This window comes from Ligilactobacillus pabuli (assembly GCF_022836475.1).
GTDB classification, from domain to species: Bacteria; Bacillota; Bacilli; order Lactobacillales; family Lactobacillaceae; genus Ligilactobacillus; species Ligilactobacillus pabuli.
On sequence record NZ_BQXH01000006.1, the window covers coordinates 34,474 to 53,796 of the forward strand.

16 protein-coding genes, 2 tRNA genes and 1 pseudogene are annotated in these 19,323 nt (G+C 41.5%); 5 read left to right on the forward strand and 14 right to left on the reverse strand.

All coding sequences use genetic code 11. The features are described from left to right. Positions 1-14: 14 nt before the first annotated feature. From LPAF129_RS04215 to yycF, 3 genes are all read right to left on the reverse strand, one after another. Positions 15-1,340 carry a YycH family regulatory protein gene (locus tag LPAF129_RS04215; RefSeq protein WP_244054915.1) on the reverse strand — a complete coding sequence of 442 codons (1,326 nt, stop codon included), beginning with the start codon at positions 1,338-1,340 and terminating at the stop codon, positions 15-17. Further along, positions 1,324-3,201, reverse strand: coding sequence for a cell wall metabolism sensor histidine kinase WalK (walK, locus tag LPAF129_RS04220; RefSeq protein ID WP_244054916.1), 1,878 nt, complete (start codon positions 3,199-3,201; stop codon positions 1,324-1,326). Before walK ends, LPAF129_RS04215 begins: the two co-directional genes overlap by 17 nt. A gap of 378 nt (positions 3,202-3,579) precedes the next feature. Continuing rightward, complete coding sequence (gene yycF, locus LPAF129_RS04225; protein ID WP_309296497.1) at positions 3,580-4,293, reverse strand: response regulator YycF; 714 nt, start codon at positions 4,291-4,293, stop codon at positions 3,580-3,582. A gap of 685 nt (positions 4,294-4,978) precedes the next feature. On the opposite strand from yycF, the gene LPAF129_RS04230 reads away from it, so the two are divergent. Together LPAF129_RS04230 and LPAF129_RS04235 are read left to right on the forward strand one after the other, a co-directional pair. Further along, positions 4,979-5,839, forward strand: coding sequence for a pyridoxamine kinase (locus LPAF129_RS04230; RefSeq protein ID WP_244054917.1), 861 nt, complete (start codon positions 4,979-4,981; stop codon positions 5,837-5,839). Continuing rightward, on the forward strand, positions 5,829-6,395 hold the full coding sequence (locus tag LPAF129_RS04235; RefSeq protein WP_244054918.1) for an ECF transporter S component: 567 nt from the start codon (positions 5,829-5,831) through the stop codon (positions 6,393-6,395). The genes LPAF129_RS04230 and LPAF129_RS04235 overlap by 11 nt, the downstream gene beginning before the upstream one ends. A gap of 87 nt (positions 6,396-6,482) precedes the next feature. Here LPAF129_RS04235 and LPAF129_RS04240 read toward each other — a convergent pair whose 3' ends face one another. Further along, positions 6,483-6,956: a GNAT family N-acetyltransferase gene (locus LPAF129_RS04240; protein WP_244054919.1), complete on the reverse strand. Its 474-nt coding sequence runs from the start codon at positions 6,954-6,956 to the stop codon at positions 6,483-6,485. A gap of 210 nt (positions 6,957-7,166) precedes the next feature. On the opposite strand from LPAF129_RS04240, the gene LPAF129_RS04245 reads away from it, so the two are divergent. Beyond that, positions 7,167-7,239: transfer RNA gene (locus tag LPAF129_RS04245), tRNA-Lys, on the forward strand. 218 nt (positions 7,240-7,457) lie between these two features. Here the strand turns inward: LPAF129_RS04245 and LPAF129_RS04250 are convergent. The 5 genes and pseudogenes from LPAF129_RS04250 to LPAF129_RS04270 all read right to left on the reverse strand — a co-directional run. After that, a pseudogene (locus LPAF129_RS04250) lies at positions 7,458-7,556 on the reverse strand (AbrB/MazE/SpoVT family DNA-binding domain-containing protein); the annotation flags it as partial. Positions 7,557-7,704: 148 nt separating this feature from the next. Next, positions 7,705-8,709 carry a D-2-hydroxyacid dehydrogenase gene (locus tag LPAF129_RS04255; protein WP_244054920.1) on the reverse strand — a complete coding sequence of 335 codons (1,005 nt, stop codon included), beginning with the start codon at positions 8,707-8,709 and terminating at the stop codon, positions 7,705-7,707. Between the two features lie 15 nt (positions 8,710-8,724). Beyond that, positions 8,725-9,894, reverse strand: a complete 1,170-nt coding sequence (locus tag LPAF129_RS04260) for an aminotransferase class I/II-fold pyridoxal phosphate-dependent enzyme (RefSeq protein WP_244054921.1) — start codon at positions 9,892-9,894, stop codon at positions 8,725-8,727. Positions 9,895-9,918: 24 nt separating this feature from the next. Beyond that, on the reverse strand, positions 9,919-10,614 hold the full coding sequence (locus LPAF129_RS04265) for an amino acid ABC transporter permease (protein ID WP_244054922.1): 696 nt from the start codon (positions 10,612-10,614) through the stop codon (positions 9,919-9,921). Positions 10,615-10,711: 97 nt separating this feature from the next. After that, on the reverse strand, positions 10,712-11,536 hold the full coding sequence (locus LPAF129_RS04270) for a transporter substrate-binding domain-containing protein (RefSeq protein WP_244054923.1): 825 nt from the start codon (positions 11,534-11,536) through the stop codon (positions 10,712-10,714). A 301-nt stretch (positions 11,537-11,837) separates the two neighbouring features. On the opposite strand from LPAF129_RS04270, the gene LPAF129_RS04275 reads away from it, so the two are divergent. Then, positions 11,838-11,910 (forward strand) — tRNA-Lys (locus LPAF129_RS04275). A 461-nt stretch (positions 11,911-12,371) separates the two neighbouring features. Here the strand turns inward: LPAF129_RS04275 and LPAF129_RS04280 are convergent. From LPAF129_RS04280 to glpK, 3 genes are all read right to left on the reverse strand, one after another. Next, the gene (locus LPAF129_RS04280; RefSeq protein WP_244054924.1) at positions 12,372-12,770 is read right to left on the reverse strand and encodes a flavodoxin family protein; all 399 of its coding nucleotides are present in this window, start codon (positions 12,768-12,770) and stop codon (positions 12,372-12,374) included. Positions 12,771-12,843: 73 nt separating this feature from the next. Further along, the gene (locus LPAF129_RS04285; protein ID WP_244054925.1) at positions 12,844-14,601 is read right to left on the reverse strand and encodes an FAD-dependent oxidoreductase; all 1,758 of its coding nucleotides are present in this window, start codon (positions 14,599-14,601) and stop codon (positions 12,844-12,846) included. Between the two features lie 53 nt (positions 14,602-14,654). Beyond that, positions 14,655-16,175 (reverse strand): glycerol kinase GlpK, encoded by a 1,521-nt coding sequence (glpK, locus tag LPAF129_RS04290; protein WP_244054926.1) that lies wholly within the window; start codon positions 16,173-16,175, stop codon positions 14,655-14,657. A 431-nt stretch (positions 16,176-16,606) separates the two neighbouring features. On the opposite strand from glpK, the gene LPAF129_RS04295 reads away from it, so the two are divergent. Then, entirely contained in the window at positions 16,607-17,104 is a 498-nt protein-coding gene (locus LPAF129_RS04295; protein WP_244054927.1) for a DoxX family membrane protein, read from the forward strand. Between the two features lie 123 nt (positions 17,105-17,227). On the opposite strand, the gene LPAF129_RS04300 is transcribed toward LPAF129_RS04295, so the two are convergent. Both LPAF129_RS04300 and LPAF129_RS04305 read right to left on the reverse strand, forming a co-directional pair. After that, positions 17,228-18,133 carry a LysR family transcriptional regulator gene (locus LPAF129_RS04300; RefSeq protein WP_244054928.1) on the reverse strand — a complete coding sequence of 302 codons (906 nt, stop codon included), beginning with the start codon at positions 18,131-18,133 and terminating at the stop codon, positions 17,228-17,230. Positions 18,134-18,208: 75 nt separating this feature from the next. Beyond that, positions 18,209-19,075, reverse strand: coding sequence for an FAD synthetase family protein (locus LPAF129_RS04305; RefSeq protein WP_244054929.1), 867 nt, complete (start codon positions 19,073-19,075; stop codon positions 18,209-18,211). Positions 19,076-19,323 lie beyond the last annotated feature (248 nt).

The window sequence follows — 19,323 nt, forward strand, 5'->3', positions numbered from 1 at the left end:
AACTTTCCGCCTTTCTATTCAGATATTTCGCCGGTCAACATTTTTTGCGAATCAACCCAACTACCGTTATATAACACGAAGTATGTTGGTATCAAATCAATGACCTGCTTTGTCGAGCGATTGACCTCTGCCCGGTAACCGACCCGGATACTCTTCATCTTGGCTGGAGAAATTCCACTTTTAACCAGCTGGTCCCAAACTTGTTGAGTTGGCGGCAAATCAGTCGTTCGCTGCTTAGCGGGGACCGGAATCTGTAGGGAATATAGTGAGAAATCAAGGCGTTCGCCTGTCGTCCCTGCCAGTTTGATATGGTAAGTCCCATAATTATTGTCGGCCAAAATTGGAAAAGCATTGATATAGGACCGGTAGATAACCTGATGCTCATTGGAATTATATTCATCATAACGAACATCATCCAAGAGCCGACCCGTTTCTTGCAGATGTGCAAAGCCCTGAGTTAAGTCCTTAGATAAGGTTTCGTTATCCGAAGTATCATGCGAATAATTAGAGTAGTGGATCAAGCCTGTTTCATTTTCAACTGTCAGTCGTTGCCCCGAATTATCATAATAGACCGTTTCTTTGTCCTCTTTACGAGAATTAACTGAAGAGTTAGTATTGCCTAACAAACGGGTAACGAAAGTATTGACGTTATCTTTATTAGCCAAATATGAATATTGTTGGACCTTGACGTGATTAGTGTAAAAACTAATATATCTACCATTTAAATATTTAATTTTGACCGGTGTCTGGGTCACATCTTTAGACTTGACCATCGACCGTAAATTCTTAAACTGCCCATTTTTCAAAGACAGTTGTGTTACCTGAAAGTTATTATCATTTAACAAATACACTTTGGGCTTTTGTGTGAGTCGGACTGCGATGCGATTAAACTTCCGACCTGTTGAAGCCTTTTCCGGGATCGTTAACATATCCGCCAACTGTCCTGGGGCAATTTCATCTGGAAATGCCAGCAACACCATTTGTTCTTGTTGCAAAAAGGTCTCATAATCTTTTTTGGCATAGCGTTTCACCGGACTGACCCGCTTAATTTTCCAGGTCTGAATATCATGGCGGATATTTTCAGTTAAATCCAGTTTCAAACTCGCTTGCCGTAAACTCTGCCCGTTTCTATTATAAGTAATACTTGTTGGTTGGTAGACGTCTGAGATCCGCGACTTAGCGGTATCGGCGCTGCCTTGCTTATTTTTAGCTGTATCCGTGTCATTTCTCGTCGTATTTTGGAGATAAGTCGGATTGACCCAGAGCAGTGCAGATAAACAAATGTTCAAAGTTACAGCAGCCGTTAAAGTGTAATGTAAAATACTATCCTTGATCTTCATTCCACAACTCCTCTTCTCCGTATTCTTCATATGGCAAGGAAATATAGAAAGTTGACCCCTTGCCTTCGACTGATTCGACCCAAATTCTGCCATGGTGCATCTCAATCACTTCACGTGAAATTGCCAAGCCTAAACCAGTTCCGCCCTGTGCCCGTGAACGTGCTTTATCCACGCGGAAGAAACGGTCAAAGATTCGATTCAAGTCTTTCTTCGGAATTCCCAGGCCTTGGTCAGCAATACTTAAAATTACGTGTTGGTGGGTATCGACCAATCGACAAGTGATTACACCGCCATCAGGAGAATATTTGATAGCGTTATTCATGATATTATCAATGACTTGGATAAACTTATCCGGGTCAATTTCTGTCCAAACTTCACGTTTAGTAAACTCACGCTTGATTGAATAACGTTTAACTTGTTCAGTTTGAGCATCATTTTGGTCAGTTTTGATCATCATATCAAACCGGTTCAAGATATAAGTAAAGAGCTCATTTAAGTTAACTAACTCTAGATCCAATTTCGCTGTTCCAGAATCCATCCGCGACAGACTCAGCAAGTCGTTGATCATCCTGATCATCCGGTCCGTTTCATCCTGTGTCACTTTCAAGAAAGTTGGAGCAACTTCTGGATCTTGCCAAGCACCATCACTTAAAGCCTCAATGTAGGACCGCATACTTGTCAACGGTGTCCGTAACTCGTGCGAGACATTAGACACAAATTGTTTTCGATCACGATCAATTTTTTGTTGTTCCGTGATATCATGCAACACACACACTAGACCAGAAATAAAGCCAGATTCTCGCTGAATCAGTGAGAAATAAGCGTTTAAGACCTGACCATGTTCTTGATCTGATGTATCTAAAACGATCGTATCCTGGTTTTCCAACAAGTCACGCAGCGTGTAATCTTCTCTGATTCCTAACACATCCAAAATTGAACTACCCTTTGCTTGGTAGTCAGACGAAATGTTTAAAAATTCAGCAGCCATGTCATTAATGATTGTGATGTTTCCTCGGCGGTCTGTCGCTAAAACCCCATCTGACATGTGAGTCAACACTGAGTCCAGTCGCCGCCTTTCTGATTCCGACTGTTCCCGCGACTCTTCCACACGCACTGACAAGTTATTGACTGCTTGCGCTAATTCACCCAACTCATCATTACCATAAACGTGGACATGTCCAGAATAATTTCCATCGGCAATTTTGGCAGTTTGTTTCTTCATTTCATCAATTGGTCGAGTAATTGCCCGGGAAATTAAAATCGCCAAGCCCATCCCGATTACCGTTGCCACGATCGCAGCTGTCGCAAAAATCAACGTTACACCATCAATTGAATCATACACCGACTCTAAATCTGCCCGCAAATATACGGCACCTACCAGGGTATTACTATTACCACTTGAGCTAAATAAGGGTGTGATCGAAATATAATAGTGTTTATTATCTGCCCGATTAAAGGTCGTTTCGCTAAAGGAACGTCCGGAATACAAGACACGTTTGACCCGACTATCGGTGTTCTTTTGACCCACGATTGCATGACCATTGGCGCTTGTTTCTCCCCGGATATTTCCTTTAGCGTCCACAACTTGCACATCCGAAATATTTTGGTTATTAATGCCCGTTAAGGCCGAGTTGATCCGCTGGTCACCTTTATCCGAATTTGCCAAACTTAAACTTGTGATCAATGAATTATCCACATAGGGAGTTAATTCGACCCGTTGTTTAAAGGCCTTCAGGTTTTCGCTTTTTAGGCGTTGCACAAAAACTGCCCCAACAATTTGAAAGGCTAGCAGCAATAATAGTACAAATACCAAAGCTATTTTAAAATGAATGGATTGAAAAATACGCAGTCTTTTTTTCAACTTTTTCTCCTAATATCATGTCATGTTCTTTACTTTTTGAGTGAGATCATTTTAGTCGAGCTCCACACCCCAGAAGATTCCGCCTAACCTGCTTTCTGACACAATGCCTAACCCGCATTCTGCCCGGAAGCGTGTTAGTGCTCGTCTTCTAACCGGGATGTTCCGCTCTGTTTTCTTAGTCGAGCTACGTGAGGCAAGAGATTCCGCTTATCCAACCAAACCAGTACATCACTGAGAAACGTGATTTTCTGGCTTAGCCCGATAATGTTCGTCTCTTAACCGCCTCACTCCGCTCTGTATAAAAAGCGCCGGCTGTATTTCTACGCCAGCGCTCAACTTTTTCGGTCAGCTCAGCTTAAAATCAGCTAGCCCCATCTTCTAATCATTTTCAGGGTTCCGCAAATAGTAACCCACACCACGCCGTGTGACTAACCACACCGGACGACTCGGGTTATCTTCCACCTTTTCTCGCAAGCGACGCATCGTAACATCGACTGTCCGCACGTCACCAAAGTAATCATAACCCCATACAGTTTGTAATAAATGTTCACGAGTCATTACTTGTCCCATATGTTTAGCCAAATAATTCAGCAATTCAAATTCACGGTGTGTTAACTCGATTTTTTTACCATGCCGTGAAACAGTATATGACTCAGGATGGACAATTAAGTCCCCAACCACAATATCGCTGTTTTGCTCTTTTTCTTCATTTTGAGCAGCAAGTGCGACCGAGCTTTGACGCCGTAAGTTAGCCTTAACCCGCGCAACTAATTCCCGGTTAGAAAATGGTTTGGTAACGTAGTCGTCAGCACCCATTTCTAGTCCGAGAACTTTATCAATTTCAGTATCCTTAGCTGTCACCATAATGATCGGCATATCATGAGTCTTACGCACTTCACGCGCAACCTCTAACCCATCGATTTTCGGTAACATCAAATCTAAAATAATTAAATCTGGTTCAACTTCTTCAACCTGTTTAATGGCATCTTCACCGTCGTAGGCTACATAAACATCGTAACCTTCTTTATTCAAGTTAAATTTAATGATATCAGAAATCGGTTTTTCATCATCTACCACTAAAATCTTCTTCATGTCTATAATCCTCCTTGGTGCACTTTCTCACCAGTCGTTGATTTTTCTTCCAATTACTAGCAGGTCCAACACTCTAATCACGCTAAGCGATTTCAGGTGTTACTCCATTTCATTATAAACCACTAATAAGCTTATGCCAAATATTGCTTTTTATCTCTCTACCAATTTCACTCCTTTTTCCAACAAACAGTGCATTTTACCCAGTTCTTATTCTCAAAGGTGCTATACTAAAAGTTAAAGTATCATTAGTAAACATCCAGTTTCCAACTAGCCAATTAACCCTGAACCTACCAAGCTCTGACTTTTATAAAGGTTGTACTGATTTAGTTCTCGCCTTATAATACTAAAAAGTGTTCATTATTTTATAATGTTTGAAACCGGCTCAGAAGCCAGAGTGGCTGGCTGGAGATTTCGCTCTGTGTTTGTAGTCGAGCTACTCAAAGCAGCTCCTTCCGCCTATCTAAGCTCAACCTTCAATGCCGACACCGCATTAAAGGCTGGGCTCTGATATGCTCGGGAACTAACCGCTTTGCTTCGCTCTGTGTTTGTAGTCGAGCTATGTGAGGCAAGAGATTCCGCTTAACCTGTTTCTGCCACGATGCCTAAAACGCATCATGCACGGAAGCCTGTTAATGCTCATCTCTTAAACGCCTCCCTTCGCTCTGTGTTTGAAAGGAGAATTTATTTGTCGCAAAATATTCTAGTTAGTCAAGATCTTTCTTGTTTTGGACAAGTCTCCTTGCTAACTGCTTTACCTTTACTTAGTGCCAGTGGCCTCAATGTGACTGCTTTACCAACTGCCTTGCTTTCCACCCATACTGGTGGATTTGGCCAGAATACATACCTTGATTTAAGCCACGAAATGGGGCAGATCATTAACCACTGGCACGAACTAAACTTAACTTTTTCTGCAGTTTACCTCGGCTATCTGGGGCAGCAACCGCTCCGCCAATTACTAGCACGATTACCTAAGATCACTGACCCTGATTCAATGATCTTGTTAGATCCAGTGATGGGTGATCACGGCAAACTCTACCAAGGGTTTGACCAAAGCTATGTCACTGACATGCGCGCACTACTGCCACAAGCCCACGTTTTAACTCCTAATTTGACCGAAGCAGCTTTTCTATTAGGCCAACCTGAACTAAGTCATGGCGGGCTAGTTGCTGCCAAATTAGCCGTTAAAGAGCTGCACGACCAGTTTCAAGTACCAGTAGTCCTAGTTACTGGTGTCCCAGTCAACGAGCAAGAAATCGCCGTTGTCGGTCAAACAAAAGAGCAACCACTTTGGACTGAGATCCGTCCACGAATCGCAGCCAACTATTTTGGAACGGGCGATATCTTTGCTGCTGCTTTGTTTGCAGGCCTACTACACGGTTTGTCTGCCCAAAAGGCTAGTATTGCAGCGATGGATCTATTAAGCCACGCTATCACTGTACGTCAGTCTGAACCAGAAATCGATCCACGGCTGGGGATTAACTATTCCCAGGCATTACCACAATTTCTTCAACAAATTAATAAAGGAGCTCACTTTAATGAGAGATAACAAAAATTCATTACGCGCAATTATTTTAACCGGCTTATTTGCAGCCATTATTTATATCGGAATTTGGGTCTTACGAATTCCCATCCCTGCCTTAGTTGGTCGGCCTTTCATTCATTTTGGTAACACTTTGACTGCTGTCGCCATCTTATTTTTAGGCCACAGAAACGGAATGCTGGCCGGAATCATCGGCTTAGGCGGCTTTGATATCTTAAACGGTTATGCCGCTACTTCATGGTTAACCATGTTAGAAGTTGTGGTGATCGCATTCGTCATCACCGCCGTTTTCAAACTCCTAGGTTCACGCGATACTAACCGTAACATTATCATTATCGCCATCGTGGCCGGGGTCACTAAAATTTTCACCACCTACTGTGTTTCTCTAGTTGAAGCCTTAATGGCTGGCTCGGTTGTCAAAGCTGCCCTAGTTGCTTCATTCCTAAGTTTACCAGCAACTGTGGTTAATTCAGTTTCAACGGCGATTCTTACTCCAATTCTGTACTTATTCGTCAAAAAGATTTATGTTTCTTTACGCAAAAACCCTAATAGCACTTACTAAGGATCAATTCAAACAGGCACAGCTACCAGCAGTTAATTCTGCAGTAGTTGTGCCTGTTTTTTACACTGATCTTCTAAATCAGTTTTTCTAGCCAAATATCACACGTCGGATGTTCCGTTTCGCCACGGGGGTGGACCGTGGTTCAAAACCCAGATGCTGATATAGCCCCACCGCTTCGTGCATGTTGGAGAGTGTTTCCAGATACAAGGACTTAAACCCAGCTTGACGCGCAAACTCTTCACACAAATTCGCTAATCGTTTTCCTAAACCTAGTCCACGAAATTCAGGTAGGAAATAGAGTTTCTGCAATTCTGCCGTTCCTTGCGTATCAAACTCAGCTACCCCACAGCCGCCCACAACTCGTCCTGCTGCAGTCACGACCCAATACTTGCGGCATGTTTTAGCTGCATAAAACTGGGCCAAACTTCCTAGTTCTGGATCAAAATATGCTGTCCCTGGCTTGGCGTCACCATATTCTTCCAAAACTTGTTTGATCAGCGCCTGAATTTCGGCATTATCACGAACCTCGATTTCTCTGATTTCTAGCTTTTTAACTGCCATCCATTTTCCTCCACCACTTGTTTAGCCAAAATTATACTCCATCTCTCTTACTGAACATAAACTTTCTGCTTTTGGCTCACCTGATAGCCAAAAGACATCGTTCCAACCATTATTTAGCACTAAAATTACAAATATTTGCACTTTTTTGAAAAAAGGCTTGTTTTTTCTTCAAAAAATTGGCATAATAGTAGATGGTCATTTTAATGATTTGGGCGGTTAGCTCAGTTGGTAGAGCAACGGACTCTTAATCCGTGGGTCCAGGGTTCGAGCCCCTGACCACCCATAGGGTGCCAAACCCATGAGAAGAAGCATTGTTGGTGCGAAATGCATTTGGAAAACGAAGCTGGCTTCTCTTTTTTTGCCAAAAATTCGGGATAGAATTAACTTCAAAATTTAACGGACAGTTTTGTCGCCATAGTGTAAGATACTCACCACCGTGACAGAACTGCCTGTTTTCATTTAAATCAACAAAACACAAAGCAAACCGACCCGCAAACAAACCTACCATTGTTCATTTCCTACCGGTTCACCTAAATCTTGCAGCTCCACATGAACTCTTTCAGTTTCATACTCTGCAAAAAGTTGTTCGATCGTTAAGTCTTCCATAAAATAACGCCTCCTACTCTAAACTAAACATAGTGTACCAGATCCACTCCACTTTGTATCACTGGAAGCTTCTAAGTTTTTAAGTTCAAAAAAGCCACCAACTCTTGAAGTGCCTTCAAAAGAGTTTGGTGACTTTAATTAATTATTCTTCTGTGGAGATTTCGTGAGCACTATGTTTGCCAGCGATAACCGTCAATGCATCAGCCAAAGAAATTTCAACCATATTCTTAACCGCAATATCAGTATAAAAGCCAATATGTGGGCTAACTGTGGCATTATCCAATGACAATAATTCCTGTAGCCACTCATTGGGTTGTTTAGACTGGGAGAAGTCCTTACTAAAAATGTCGGCTTCATTTTCAATCGTATCGATCCCGGCTGCGGCAATTTCACCAGTCTTTAAGGCCGACAATAAGGCTGGGGTATCAACTACGGCACCACGTGAAGCATTAATAAAGATGGCAGTTGGCTTCATCATTTGGAAGGCAGCCTCATTTACCACATGATAAGTACTATCCAACAGTGGTGTATGCATCGTAATAATGTCTGCCTCTTTAAAGACCGTTTCTTGGTCAACATAAGTAACAACACTATTTAATTCTGGGCGATGAACTGGGTCAGAAACGATCACGTGAGAACCGAGGGCCTTGAAGATGCGGGCCACTTCGCTCCCAATCTTGCCAGCACCAATAATACCAACCGTTAATTCATGAATTTCTCGTGCTTGCAAGTTCTCCCAGGTAAAGTCGTTCTGGCTTTCACGTTTGGCGGCAACGTTCAAATGGCGTAATAACCACATGGTATGTGCCAAAACCAGTTCGGAGACAGAACGAGGAGAATAAGCAGGAACATTGGTGACCACCAAATCATTGGCAGCGGCTGCTTTTAAGTCGACCGTTTCGTAGCCAGTCGTTCGTAAGGAAATTTGTTTGATCCCAAATTCATGTAATTTTTGGTAAATTACCGGATCATCAATGAGGTTATCCTGTTGTAACACAATTCCATCATAACCTTGTGCCAAATCAACAGTTTCTGCCGTCAAAGTCACTCGGTTAGTATCAATTTGTACAGTAGGGTTCTTTGCTAGCCACTGATCGATTACACCGATTTCATCATCTAAAACATTAAATAGTAATAGTTTCGTCACGTTTATTTTCTCCTTTTATTCCGTAATTTTCTGAGACGCAAAGCTCAACGACTTAAAGCCTGCCACTGCTTGTTTGAGGACAGCCATTTCTTGCGTCGCAGCGATTCTGACAAATCCTTTTCCACTCGTACCAAAAGCCTGACCTGGAATCACTAGAATTCCTGCTTGTTCCAATAAGTAATCACTAAATTCTACGTCATCCATCCCTGAACCTGAAATATCCAAGAAGAGGTATAAACTGCCGGCGACCGGAATTGTTTTTGCCCAGGATAACTGGTTCAATTCTTCACCTAGGTACGCTAAGCGTTGGCTAAATTCATTTTTCAATGGTTCAACTAATTCAGTCACATTTTGCAAACCGAAGCCGCCCGCACTTTGCGCCATGCTAGGGGCGGTATAAGTCACACCTTCATTTAATAAACCAGCCGCGCTCACGACTTCTTTGGGCCCTAACAAATAGCCAATCCGAAAACCAGTCATCGCAAAGACTTTCGACAATGAACCTGTCACTAAGGTCCGTTCGGGCGCTAAGTTTTCCAACGGCACAAATTCATGGTCATTATAGACATATGGCCAATAAACTTCATCGGCAATCAAATAGAGATCATGTTGTTTGGCCAAATCTGCAATAGCCTGTAAAGTCTCTTGGTCATAGACCGCACCAGTCGGGTTATTGGGTGAATTAACTAAAATCGCCTTAGTTTTAGCAGTGATTGCTGCTGCTATCGCCGCTTTTTGCGGTTGGAAGTTATCCGCTGCTTGGCAAGTTACAAAGACTGGCTTGGCGTGATATTGTTCAACTTGGACTTTATATGGTGAAAAATATGGTTCAAAAATAATTACTTCGTCATCCGGATCAAGCAAGGCACCAAAGGCCAGGTCTGTTGCGTGGCTGGCACCAACTGTGGCTTGGACATTTTCCATTTGGTAGTGTGAACCAAAGTTTTGATGATGGAAGTCCAAAATTGCTTGTAAATACTCAGGATCTCCTGCAGAAGCAGTGTAGTGCGTTTTACCGGCTAACATTGCTGTTGCCGCTGCGTTAACGATTGGTGCTGGTGTCGCCAAATCTGGATCTCCAATCGATAAATCGATCACGTCTGTCATCAAAGCAGCCGTTTTCCCGATCTCGGCCATAATGTTCTTTTCTGGTGCTTGAAATAATTTTGCCAGTGCTTTTACCATATTCTCTCCCCCATTTATGACTAGTTAGTCATTATCAGCTGAAATACTGTACTTTTTGCCCATTCTCTTTTCAAAGATACCTAGTAGTTGTGCCATTAAGCTGGTCAAGATCCAGTAAATTACAGCGGCAACTAACAACGGCGGCACGTAGTCATATAAGGTTCCGCCGACACCAAGTGCTTGAGCAGTCACTTCTTGAACCCCGATGTAGAAAAGGACGGATGATTCTTTGATCAAAGTAATAAATTCATTGCCTAAGGCCGGCAAAATATTCCGGACAGCCTGTGGTAACACAATGGAAAACAACGTTGTCTTTTCACTCATTCCAAGTGACAAACCTGCTTCCATTTGACCAGTTGGCACTGAAATGATTCCTGAACGGAAAATTTCTGAAGTATAAGCCGCAGAGTTTAAGCCCAACGCAATTGAACCTGGAATGATGCGGTCCAACCCTGAACCAAGAATTTGAACTTGTGAAATTTCCAAGCCTTTAGAAATTGAATAGTAAATTAACATGACTTGGATCATCGATGGTGTTCCCCGGACGATTGAAACGTAAATTCGTGCGATATATTGCAAAATTTTCAACTTGGACCGGCGTAATAAGACCAGTACCAAACCTAAACAAATCCCAATTACGATCCCAATCACTGAAATAATGATCGTTAAGCCTGTTCCTTGTAGAAACAGTTGATAATAATGTCCTAAAAAGTCAAACATACTTTTCCTCCCTACTTACACCTAAATGTTGAAAAACCAGCCAGTGTGCTGAACTAAATGTCACACCTGACTGATTCTTCCTAATCTAGTTACCCGACTAATTGCTTTCCAATTGAAGCTGTTGTGCTTTTTGTAACATCTGTTTCAAGCCGCCATTCTTTTCTTCTTTGTTGATCACCTTATTAATTTCAGCCGTTAATTTTTTGTCTGACTTTCTGGTGGCAACGTTAATATTTTGAATGTCTTTTGGTGTGTTCAATTTAGCCTTAGCAATTTCATACTGTTCTGGGAACTTTTTAACATAAGTAGCAGCCACCGTATTTTCAAGGACGACTGCATCGAGCTTGTTAGTTCTCAATTCAGTCGTTAAAGAAGTTACCTTACCTTCAGAAACAACGTTGGAACCCTTCATCTGTTCCTTAGCAATTTTTTCTTGAGTTGTTGTTTGTTGAACACCAACAGCTTTATTCTTGAAGTCAGTTGCAGCATCCTGGAACTTGTTGCCTTCACCTTTTCTAACTAGAACTTGGTTTTGGACATTAAAGTAACTCTTTGAGAATGCCACTGCTTTTTTCCGTTCCTTGGTTGAAACCATTCCGGCCATCACGATATCAACCTTGTTATTTTTCAATTCTGAAACTAATGAAGGAAACTCGGTGTTAACGATTTTGAGTTTCACGCCCAATTGATCAGCGATTTTATTGGCTAATAACATGTCATAACCAGTAATCTTCTTTTGACCATTTTGTACAACTGGAAATTCAAATGGTGCATAATCAGCGGAAGTTCCAACCACTAAGGTTTTCTTGTCCTTAATCTTTTGGACACTGTTATCAGCATCCTTCTTGCCGCAAGCTGTTAGTACCACACAAAATAATGCCATAAACGCTACTAATATGTACAAATTCTTTTTCTTCTTCATTTTCACTCATCCTTTTGTTTTTGCTGATTTATTTTCTGTTGTTTTCTATGTTTATAAGCATACTGTATTTTATTTCATATTTCAAGCACTTTTTGACTATTTATACAAATAAAAGCTGTATTATTCATTTATTCAGTGAATAAGCACCTTTTTATGCATTTTATTGTCGATTTAGCCACAATTATGCTCTCTGAGGCTGCTGAGCTAACAAAAATTTGTCACGTAAATTGCCCAAAAAAGCTTGCATTCATTTGAATTTATTGGTATTATAATTGGTGTTGGTATCACGTCAGATACTTATGGGCGGTTAGCTCAGTTGGTAGAGCAACGGACTCTTAATCCGTGGGTCCAGGGTTCGAGCCCCTGACCACCCATCATCAGTAACGACAAACAGCATCCTTAATTTCGGTTAAGGGTGCTGTTTTTTGTTAAACTGATTTTTAATGTGACTTTCCTACTATATTATAAGTTCCTTTCCATCCAATATAGTCAGTTGCTCAAACCAATTCTTTTCACTGTTTCTGACCCAAATCCCAATGCTAAAGACACATTGAAGGTCAAAACATAAGCACACTCAGGAGTTAACCGGTTTGCTTCGCCATGTTTTTATTAGTCGAGTTACTCAAAGCAGCTTCTTCCGCCTATCCAAGTCCACCTTCAATGCCGAAACCGCATTAAAGGCAGACTCCGATAGTGCTCGGAAGCTTACCGCTTTGCTCCGCTCTGTTTAAAAAAAAGACCCCGCCATCGTTACATGACGAGATCCTAAGGGTTTTATATATGAGGAGTTACCATTTTTTAGACACCAGTCACTAAGACTAGTGGGGGAACTTACTTATTTAGTAGCTGCAACAAACTTATCAACTTCTTCAAGTTGTTTGTCATTCAAATCTGACTTAACTTTCGGTGCAAAACCGTGTAAGAACATTGATTCTTTCCCGACCTTCACGCCGCTTGCTTTAATAGCAGAAGTTAATTCTTTTTTGATTGAGAATACGCCGCCTGAAGTCCCAAACATGTATACTTCACCGACTTGTTGCGGATCAAGATTTGTTGCAAAGTCTTTCAATTCAGCGTACATCTTACCGTGAACAGCTCCACCCAAGTATAATTTTTCCACTTGGCCTTCAAGTGGTGTTTCAACAGAGGCTGCTTCCACCCCTAGTTTTTCACCAATTAACTTAGCAACTTTTTCCGTATTACCTGACTTAGAACAATATCTAACAGCGATCAATTAACTCTCCACCTTTTCCAAATTTCTCTTTTTTATAAATTTTTTCTCTCTCGTGCCTAGTTCTAACACTCATTTATTCAACAACGAGTGCTTCTTTTTTTAGCTCAACCAGTTCAGATTCAGCGATCACATCCGCTAATTCCTGTTGCTGGCGAGTAATTTCTGCGTCATCCCAGTCCAAGTAATCGGCCATTACTTTAGTGACGCCAGGAACAACATTATCTAAATTATCACTCTTAAACAAGATGTGGTAGGTCCGCCGCATCAAGTAATCAACCAATGATAAGGTCATTTCTTCGTCTAGTGAATAATCTAATGCGACTGTCTCACCCAAGCTCAAGCCTTCTGCTGGTTGAATAACTTCTGCACGTTTGAAAATATTCAGTGCATTGGAGCCGTACAAACTAGCAATTTCATGAGCCTCTTCTGGCGTGATGCCCACTTTAACTTCGAATGAAGCAAATCTATCAATTTCATCTTCAGCATGGTCTGAATCGAAGTCCCCACCGGAAACTTTGATTTTTGAAGAATCACGTAAGACATATTTCTTATCAAATGAGTCTGCCAAAGTATCAACGATCAATTCCATCGCTCCGTCAGCCATGACACGGTAGTCAGTCAGTTTTCCGCCGGCCAAAGTGATCAAGCCGTCCTCAGCAACTTTCAAAGAACTACCACGTGAAACAGCAGATGGTGCTGAAGTATCGCCTGCATCGCTTGCGCCTGAAACTGCGTCGACTTCTTCATCTTTGTCAGTCTCTTCCGCCGCCATCAACGGACGAACGCCAGCCCAGCTTGCTTCAATGTCATCGATCGTCAGATGTGCGCTTGGATACTTCTTGTTGACGATCTTCAAGAGATACTCAACATCTGACATTTCAACTTTAGGATTTTCCAAATCGCCTTCATAATCGGTATCCGTTGTCCCAAAGTAAGTCTTGCCTTCCCGTGGAATCGTAAAGATCATCCGGCCATCGTCTGTTCCTGAGCCAAAGTAAGTTGGTTGTGGTACGCTTAGTCTTGATTGGTCAACTACCAAATGCACCCCTTTAGTTGGACGCATTTCTTTGCGCTTCGAACTCTTAGAGTCAGTAGCGCGAACCAAATCTGACCATGGGCCTGAAGTATTGATCACAATTTTAGCCTTGATCTCAAATTCTTCACCTGTCAGCATATCTTTCACTAAAGCACCATTAACTTTGCCAGCTTCATCATGTAAGATTTCGATACATTTGATGCGACTTAACATCATTCCGCCTTCATCGTGAGCCTTTTTAATATTTTCCACTACCAAACGTGAATCATTGTTTTGATAATCCAGGTAAACTCCAGCACCTTCTAGGTTAGTTGGGTTCAACTGTGGTTCACGTTTCAAGACTTCTTCTTTGTCGATCATGTAGTTAGCATATCTCATCAACGGAGAGTCGCCTTCGATTCCTGCCAAATGATCATAAAGATCCATCGCAACTTTCACAGAAAACATCGTAAACGTTGTCCCTGGTTCGTCGTAAATCGGTAAAATCATCGGATCAGCCTGTGTCATATGCGGTGCAATATGTTGAACAATTGCCCGTTCCTTAACCGTGTCTGAAACGACCTGCACGTCAAAATTCTTCAAGTAACGAATTCCACCATGGACTAGGCGAGTTGACCGAGAAGAAGTTCCAGCTCCGAAATCTTGCATGTCGATCAGAGCTGTTTTCATCCCAGCGGCACTTGCTTGTAAAGCAACACCGGCACCCGTAATACCACCACCAACGATCAATAAATCAAGGTCTGCGTTTTTTAAACTGGCGATTTCTTGCTTTCTTGTTTCGATTGAAAATGACATAAATCTCTCTCCTTTTGTGGGTAAGCTGTAAGTGCTAACATTTGGTCCGAATATTAGTCCTCTTCGGGGGAGTATGGTTCAAATGAAAAGGTCTGTGCTGCCGTAACTGCTGACTGCCAACCAGCATATAATGTTTCTCTCTCGGCTGGTTGCATGGCTGGTTCAAACTGTCTGCCGCCGGTTTGAATTCGCTTGATTTCCTCAATACTATCCCAAAAACCAATGCCTAAACCAGCCAAGAATGCTGCGCCTAAAGCGGTCGTCTCTAGGTTAGCTGCCCGGTCGATCTCAATGCCTAAAATATCCGCTTGGAACTGCATTAAATAATCATTTTTAGCAGCGCCGCCGTCAACTTTCAGCTTCGGAATCTCAATGCCAGTATCTTTTTGCATGGTGTCAACTACATCACGACTTTGATAGGCCAATGATTGCAATGTTGCTTTGATAAAGTCGTTGCGTGAGGTCCCACGCGTCAACCCGAAAACAGCACCGCGAACATTCGAGTCCCAGTATGGTGCACCCAAACCAGTAAAGGCTGGAACGACAAAGACTTCGTTATTACTGCTAGAATTTTCAGCAGCTTGCTGAGAATCCGGCGCAGCCTCGATCATTTCCATCTGGTCGCGTAACCATTGAATAGCGGAACCAGCCACATAGATACTACCTTCAAGAGCATAATTCACTTGGCCGTTAATTCCATAAGCAATTGTCGTCAACAAATTATTGTTTGACAACTGTGGTTTAGTCCCGGTATTCATGACGGTAAAAGCACCAGTTCCATAGGTGTTTTTAACCATCCCCGGTTCAAACGCTAGCTGACCAACTAAGGCCGCCTGCTGATCCCCTGCCATTCCTGAAATCGGCACCTGACTACCGTAGAAATGGTAATCGATCGTTTTCCCATAAACTTCTGAGTTCGACCGCACTTCCGGTAACATGATTGCTGGAATATTGAGTAATTCCAGAATTTCCTGATCCCACTGTAAGTCAAAGATATTAAATAGCATCGTTCGACTTGCATTGGAATAATCAGTGACATGCACTTGACCACCAGTTAATTTCCAAACGAGCCAGGTATCAATGGTTCCAAATAGCAGCTCGCCTTTTTCCGCTCTTTCTTGTGATCCGGGAACTTGGTCTAAAATCCAACGAATCTTGGTTGCCGAGAAATAAGCATCTGGAATTAACCCAGTCTTTGCGTGAATCATGTCTTGATATCCATCAGCGATGATTTTGTTAGCCAACGGTGCTGTTTGTCGTGACTGCCAAACAACTGCATGGTAAATTGGTAAACCAGTTTTCTTATCCCAAACGACTGCAGTTTCCCGCTGGTTAGTAATTCCGATCCCTGCGATTTGATCCGGCTTAATGCCCGAATTGATAAAAGCGTTTGCAATTGTGGACTGAACTGAGTTCCAAATTTCATTGGCATCATGTTCAACCCACCCAGGATTCGGAAAGTACTGGCGAAATTCTTTTTGAGATTCGGTAACTTTCTGGCCATCATGATCGAAAATAATCGCACGTGTGCTCGTAGTTCCTTCATCGATCGCTAACAGATATTTTTGCGCCATGGTGATTCCTCCTGACCTAATATTCAGTCATCATTCTCTAAACTCTCTCTTCTCTTCACAATCATAATTTTACGCTCCATTATAAGAAAACGGTAACATATAATAGTTTTTATTCATAACTTGAGGTTATAACCTAAAATAATATCCTGATACATAAACCTTATATTCAACATTTTAAAAAAATTATAAACTGTTTAGGGATTTTTAGGTGGAGTTAACAAAATTTTCAAATAAAAAAATTCAAAAAAATTTCACAAATATTTTTAGTTGACCAAAACCCTTTACCATCATGGCTTAAAACGGTTTCGTGCAACTTAAAAATCAGTGAATTTTGGGTCAATTAGCTAAAATTGTGCTTTTAAAAATAAATTAATGTGCTATTATAATTTGTGTATTAACAAATAATCTATTTTCCCTAGGAGGAATTACTGATGATTAAATGGTTACGCAATAGTAAAAGTGGTATGTGGGTTGTTACAATTATTCGTCTTTATTTAGGTTACGAATGGTTCATGGATGGCTGGGGCAAAGTTACCGGCGGTTTCAGTGCTAAAGGCTTCGTTGCTCACGCAATTTCAAGTCCTGTTATGGATCCTCACGGTGCAGCAGCTTTCCCATGGTATACACCTTTCTTGAAGAGCTTTGTTATGCCAAACATGGGCTTCTTTAGTTTCATGGTTGCCTGGGGTGAATTGTTAGTTGGTCTTGGTTTATTACTTGGTACATTAACAACAGCTGCAGCATTCTTCGGTTTAATGATGAACTTTGCTTACATCTTTGCTGGCACGATCTCAGTTAACCCAACTTATATTATTCTTGGTTTCATTATCTTAGTTGCTGGTTACAATGCTGGTAAGATTGGTTTGGATCACTGGGTAGTACCATTCCTCCGTGACAAAATGCCATGGCTGAAACGCTCAGTCGAATAAATTTAATTCAACGTGTATTTTTGCAATAATTTATTATTCTAATAAGTATTCTCTAAAATTTAAGCTAAAAAATAGCACTAGACCAATTTGGCCAAGTGCTATTTTTTATCGTCAAATGTTATGCTATGTTTTCTTAGTCGAGCTCATGTATTTCAAATAATCTTTCAATAACTGATTAATTTCTGGCTTCCGATGAATGGCAACCACATCATACTGCAAGTCTGGAAACTTCGGAATGTACTTCAAAACGTTCGGATAGAAGTCCGGGATCGAAAATTCTCGGGGATATAATGCTAGTCCTTTAGACAATTCAACATTGGCTGTCGCCGAATCAAAACTATCTAGATAGACTACTTCAGAATAGCTGATCCCCATTTTCTTCAAAATAATCCGGATCTTTTGTTGAACATCATTACTATCAGTCGCCGTCCATTTTTGTAAAAATAACGGCTTCTTCGCAACAGTTTTTGTCTTAACTTGACCCTCTTTATCAAAAATGTCCTTGTTGGCTAAGATACAAAAATTAGCCATACCAATCGGAGTCGAGTTAATATTTTTGATTTTGCTGACAGCCGTCGAAAAACTGATTAGAATATCATAGTCTCCCGAATCTAGCCGAGTGATACTATCAGAAAATGATTCAGTATCCAACTGAACCTCCATATTTGGATCTATTTTCTTAAGATCATTGGCTAAAACCGTTGCCCAGTAACCGAAGCCCCGCAAGTAACGAATTTTAATGACTCGTTTCTGGTTTTCCGAATGCTTTAAATTACTGAGATTATCCACAAATGATTGATAATCTTTAATCAACTTAATTGCCTCGTGATATAAAACTTCTCCCGCTGGCGTCACAAAAAAGTGGGAAGTTGAACGGTCGACCAATTTAACACCCAACTGCTTTTCCAAATTTTTGACAGAATTACTAATCGCGGTCTGCGAAATAAAGTTCCGTTTAGCAGCCGAAGTAAACCCCTGAGTTTCCACAACATCAACAAAGTATTTAAATGGTAAAATATTATAATTCACACCAATTCACACCCTTAACTTGAAAGCTTGGTGGTCACAACAACTAATAATTCCTCAATTTTGACATTTGGCAACTTAGCAGGATTCTGCTTGATCAGTGGGTAAAACTTCCTGGTAGCTATTCGCTTGACCCAACCACGTCAGTTTTACTTCAGTATAATTTTTAAGGCTTTCTGCAGAAAATGCGCTCAAGTCAACCCATAAATTTTGTGGGACTGGCTGAACATCTGGTTCTTTAACCGCAATCAAGCTCTGGTGAACTTCTCCATCAATTTCAATTTGGCAGGTATACTCACCCTGAGGTGGTAACTGCTGGTAACGGTTCGTGATCGTCACCGTTCCATCAGCTTGTAACTGCCCAGTCACGACATATTCATGTCCTAATAGTCGAACGGCTGCATCCATTTCTCCCAGTTCAATCACTTTACGAATCCGTGTTGAACTGATTTTTTCAGCTAGTTCATCCTTTTTAGGCACAGTGATCGTCAGGAATTGACCCTGGCTCAACTGTTCTAACAATTCCATATTACCCAAGCCAAATTTGCCAAAGGTAAAATCAAATCCAGCGACTGCCACTTGTACTTGCAAGTCTACTAAATATTGCTGGACAAACGTTTCAGGGCTCAACCCTGCAAAATCTCGCGAAAACTCAACCACGAACAACTGGTCAACCTGTTGGTGGCCCATCAACCGAATTTTTTCATCCAGAGTATTCAAATAACGAAACTCCGTCGTCTCTGGATCTGTAAATAACATTGATGAATGACGGTCAAAGGTCATGACCGCTAAAGGAAGCTGTTTTTCCTGGGCAAACTTACGGGCAGTGTTAATAACTTGTTGGTGGCCACGATGAACTCCATCGAAAAAACCCAGTGCCATTACCATCGGCTGGGCAAAGTCTTCTGCCTTAAAAGTTCCAGATTTTAAATAGTGAACTTCCACTCTTTCTCCTCCATTCTCATGAAACCTAAATTTCTCTCTCAATACACCTTATTATGTACACAGCAGTACGATTTCAGAAAAAATATACTTGCCAGCTAACCCAGCAAATATATCTGTAGGACTGCTATTATAATAAACTGGCCGATCTAGCCAGTTTCGCTAATATTCAGGGCTCAAATCACTACAGCCACCGTATGCAAGCGATTTTATTAAGTACATCTTCCACAATACACCAATCACAAGGCCAT

Bases quoted from the DNA above. Each gene is read 5' to 3' on its own strand.
- LPAF129_RS04215 (WP_244054915.1), bottom strand. From the start codon at position 1,340: ATGAAGATCAAGGATAGTATTTTACATTACACTTTAACGGCTGCTGTA.
- yycF (WP_309296497.1), bottom strand. From the start codon at position 4,293: ATGAAGAAGATTTTAGTGGTAGATGATGAAAAACCGATTTCTGATATC.
- LPAF129_RS04235 (WP_244054918.1), top strand. From the start codon at position 5,829: ATGAGAGATAACAAAAATTCATTACGCGCAATTATTTTAACCGGCTTA.
- LPAF129_RS04240 (WP_244054919.1), bottom strand. From the start codon at position 6,956: ATGGCAGTTAAAAAGCTAGAAATCAGAGAAATCGAGGTTCGTGATAAT.
- LPAF129_RS04260 (WP_244054921.1), bottom strand. From the start codon at position 9,894: ATGGTAAAAGCACTGGCAAAATTATTTCAAGCACCAGAAAAGAACATT.
- LPAF129_RS04265 (WP_244054922.1), bottom strand. From the start codon at position 10,614: ATGTTTGACTTTTTAGGACATTATTATCAACTGTTTCTACAAGGAACA.
- LPAF129_RS04270 (WP_244054923.1), bottom strand. From the start codon at position 11,536: ATGAAGAAGAAAAAGAATTTGTACATATTAGTAGCGTTTATGGCATTA.
- LPAF129_RS04285 (WP_244054925.1), bottom strand. From the start codon at position 14,601: ATGTCATTTTCAATCGAAACAAGAAAGCAAGAAATCGCCAGTTTAAAA.
- glpK (WP_244054926.1), bottom strand. From the start codon at position 16,175: ATGGCGCAAAAATATCTGTTAGCGATCGATGAAGGAACTACGAGCACA.
- LPAF129_RS04295 (WP_244054927.1), top strand. From the start codon at position 16,607: ATGATTAAATGGTTACGCAATAGTAAAAGTGGTATGTGGGTTGTTACA.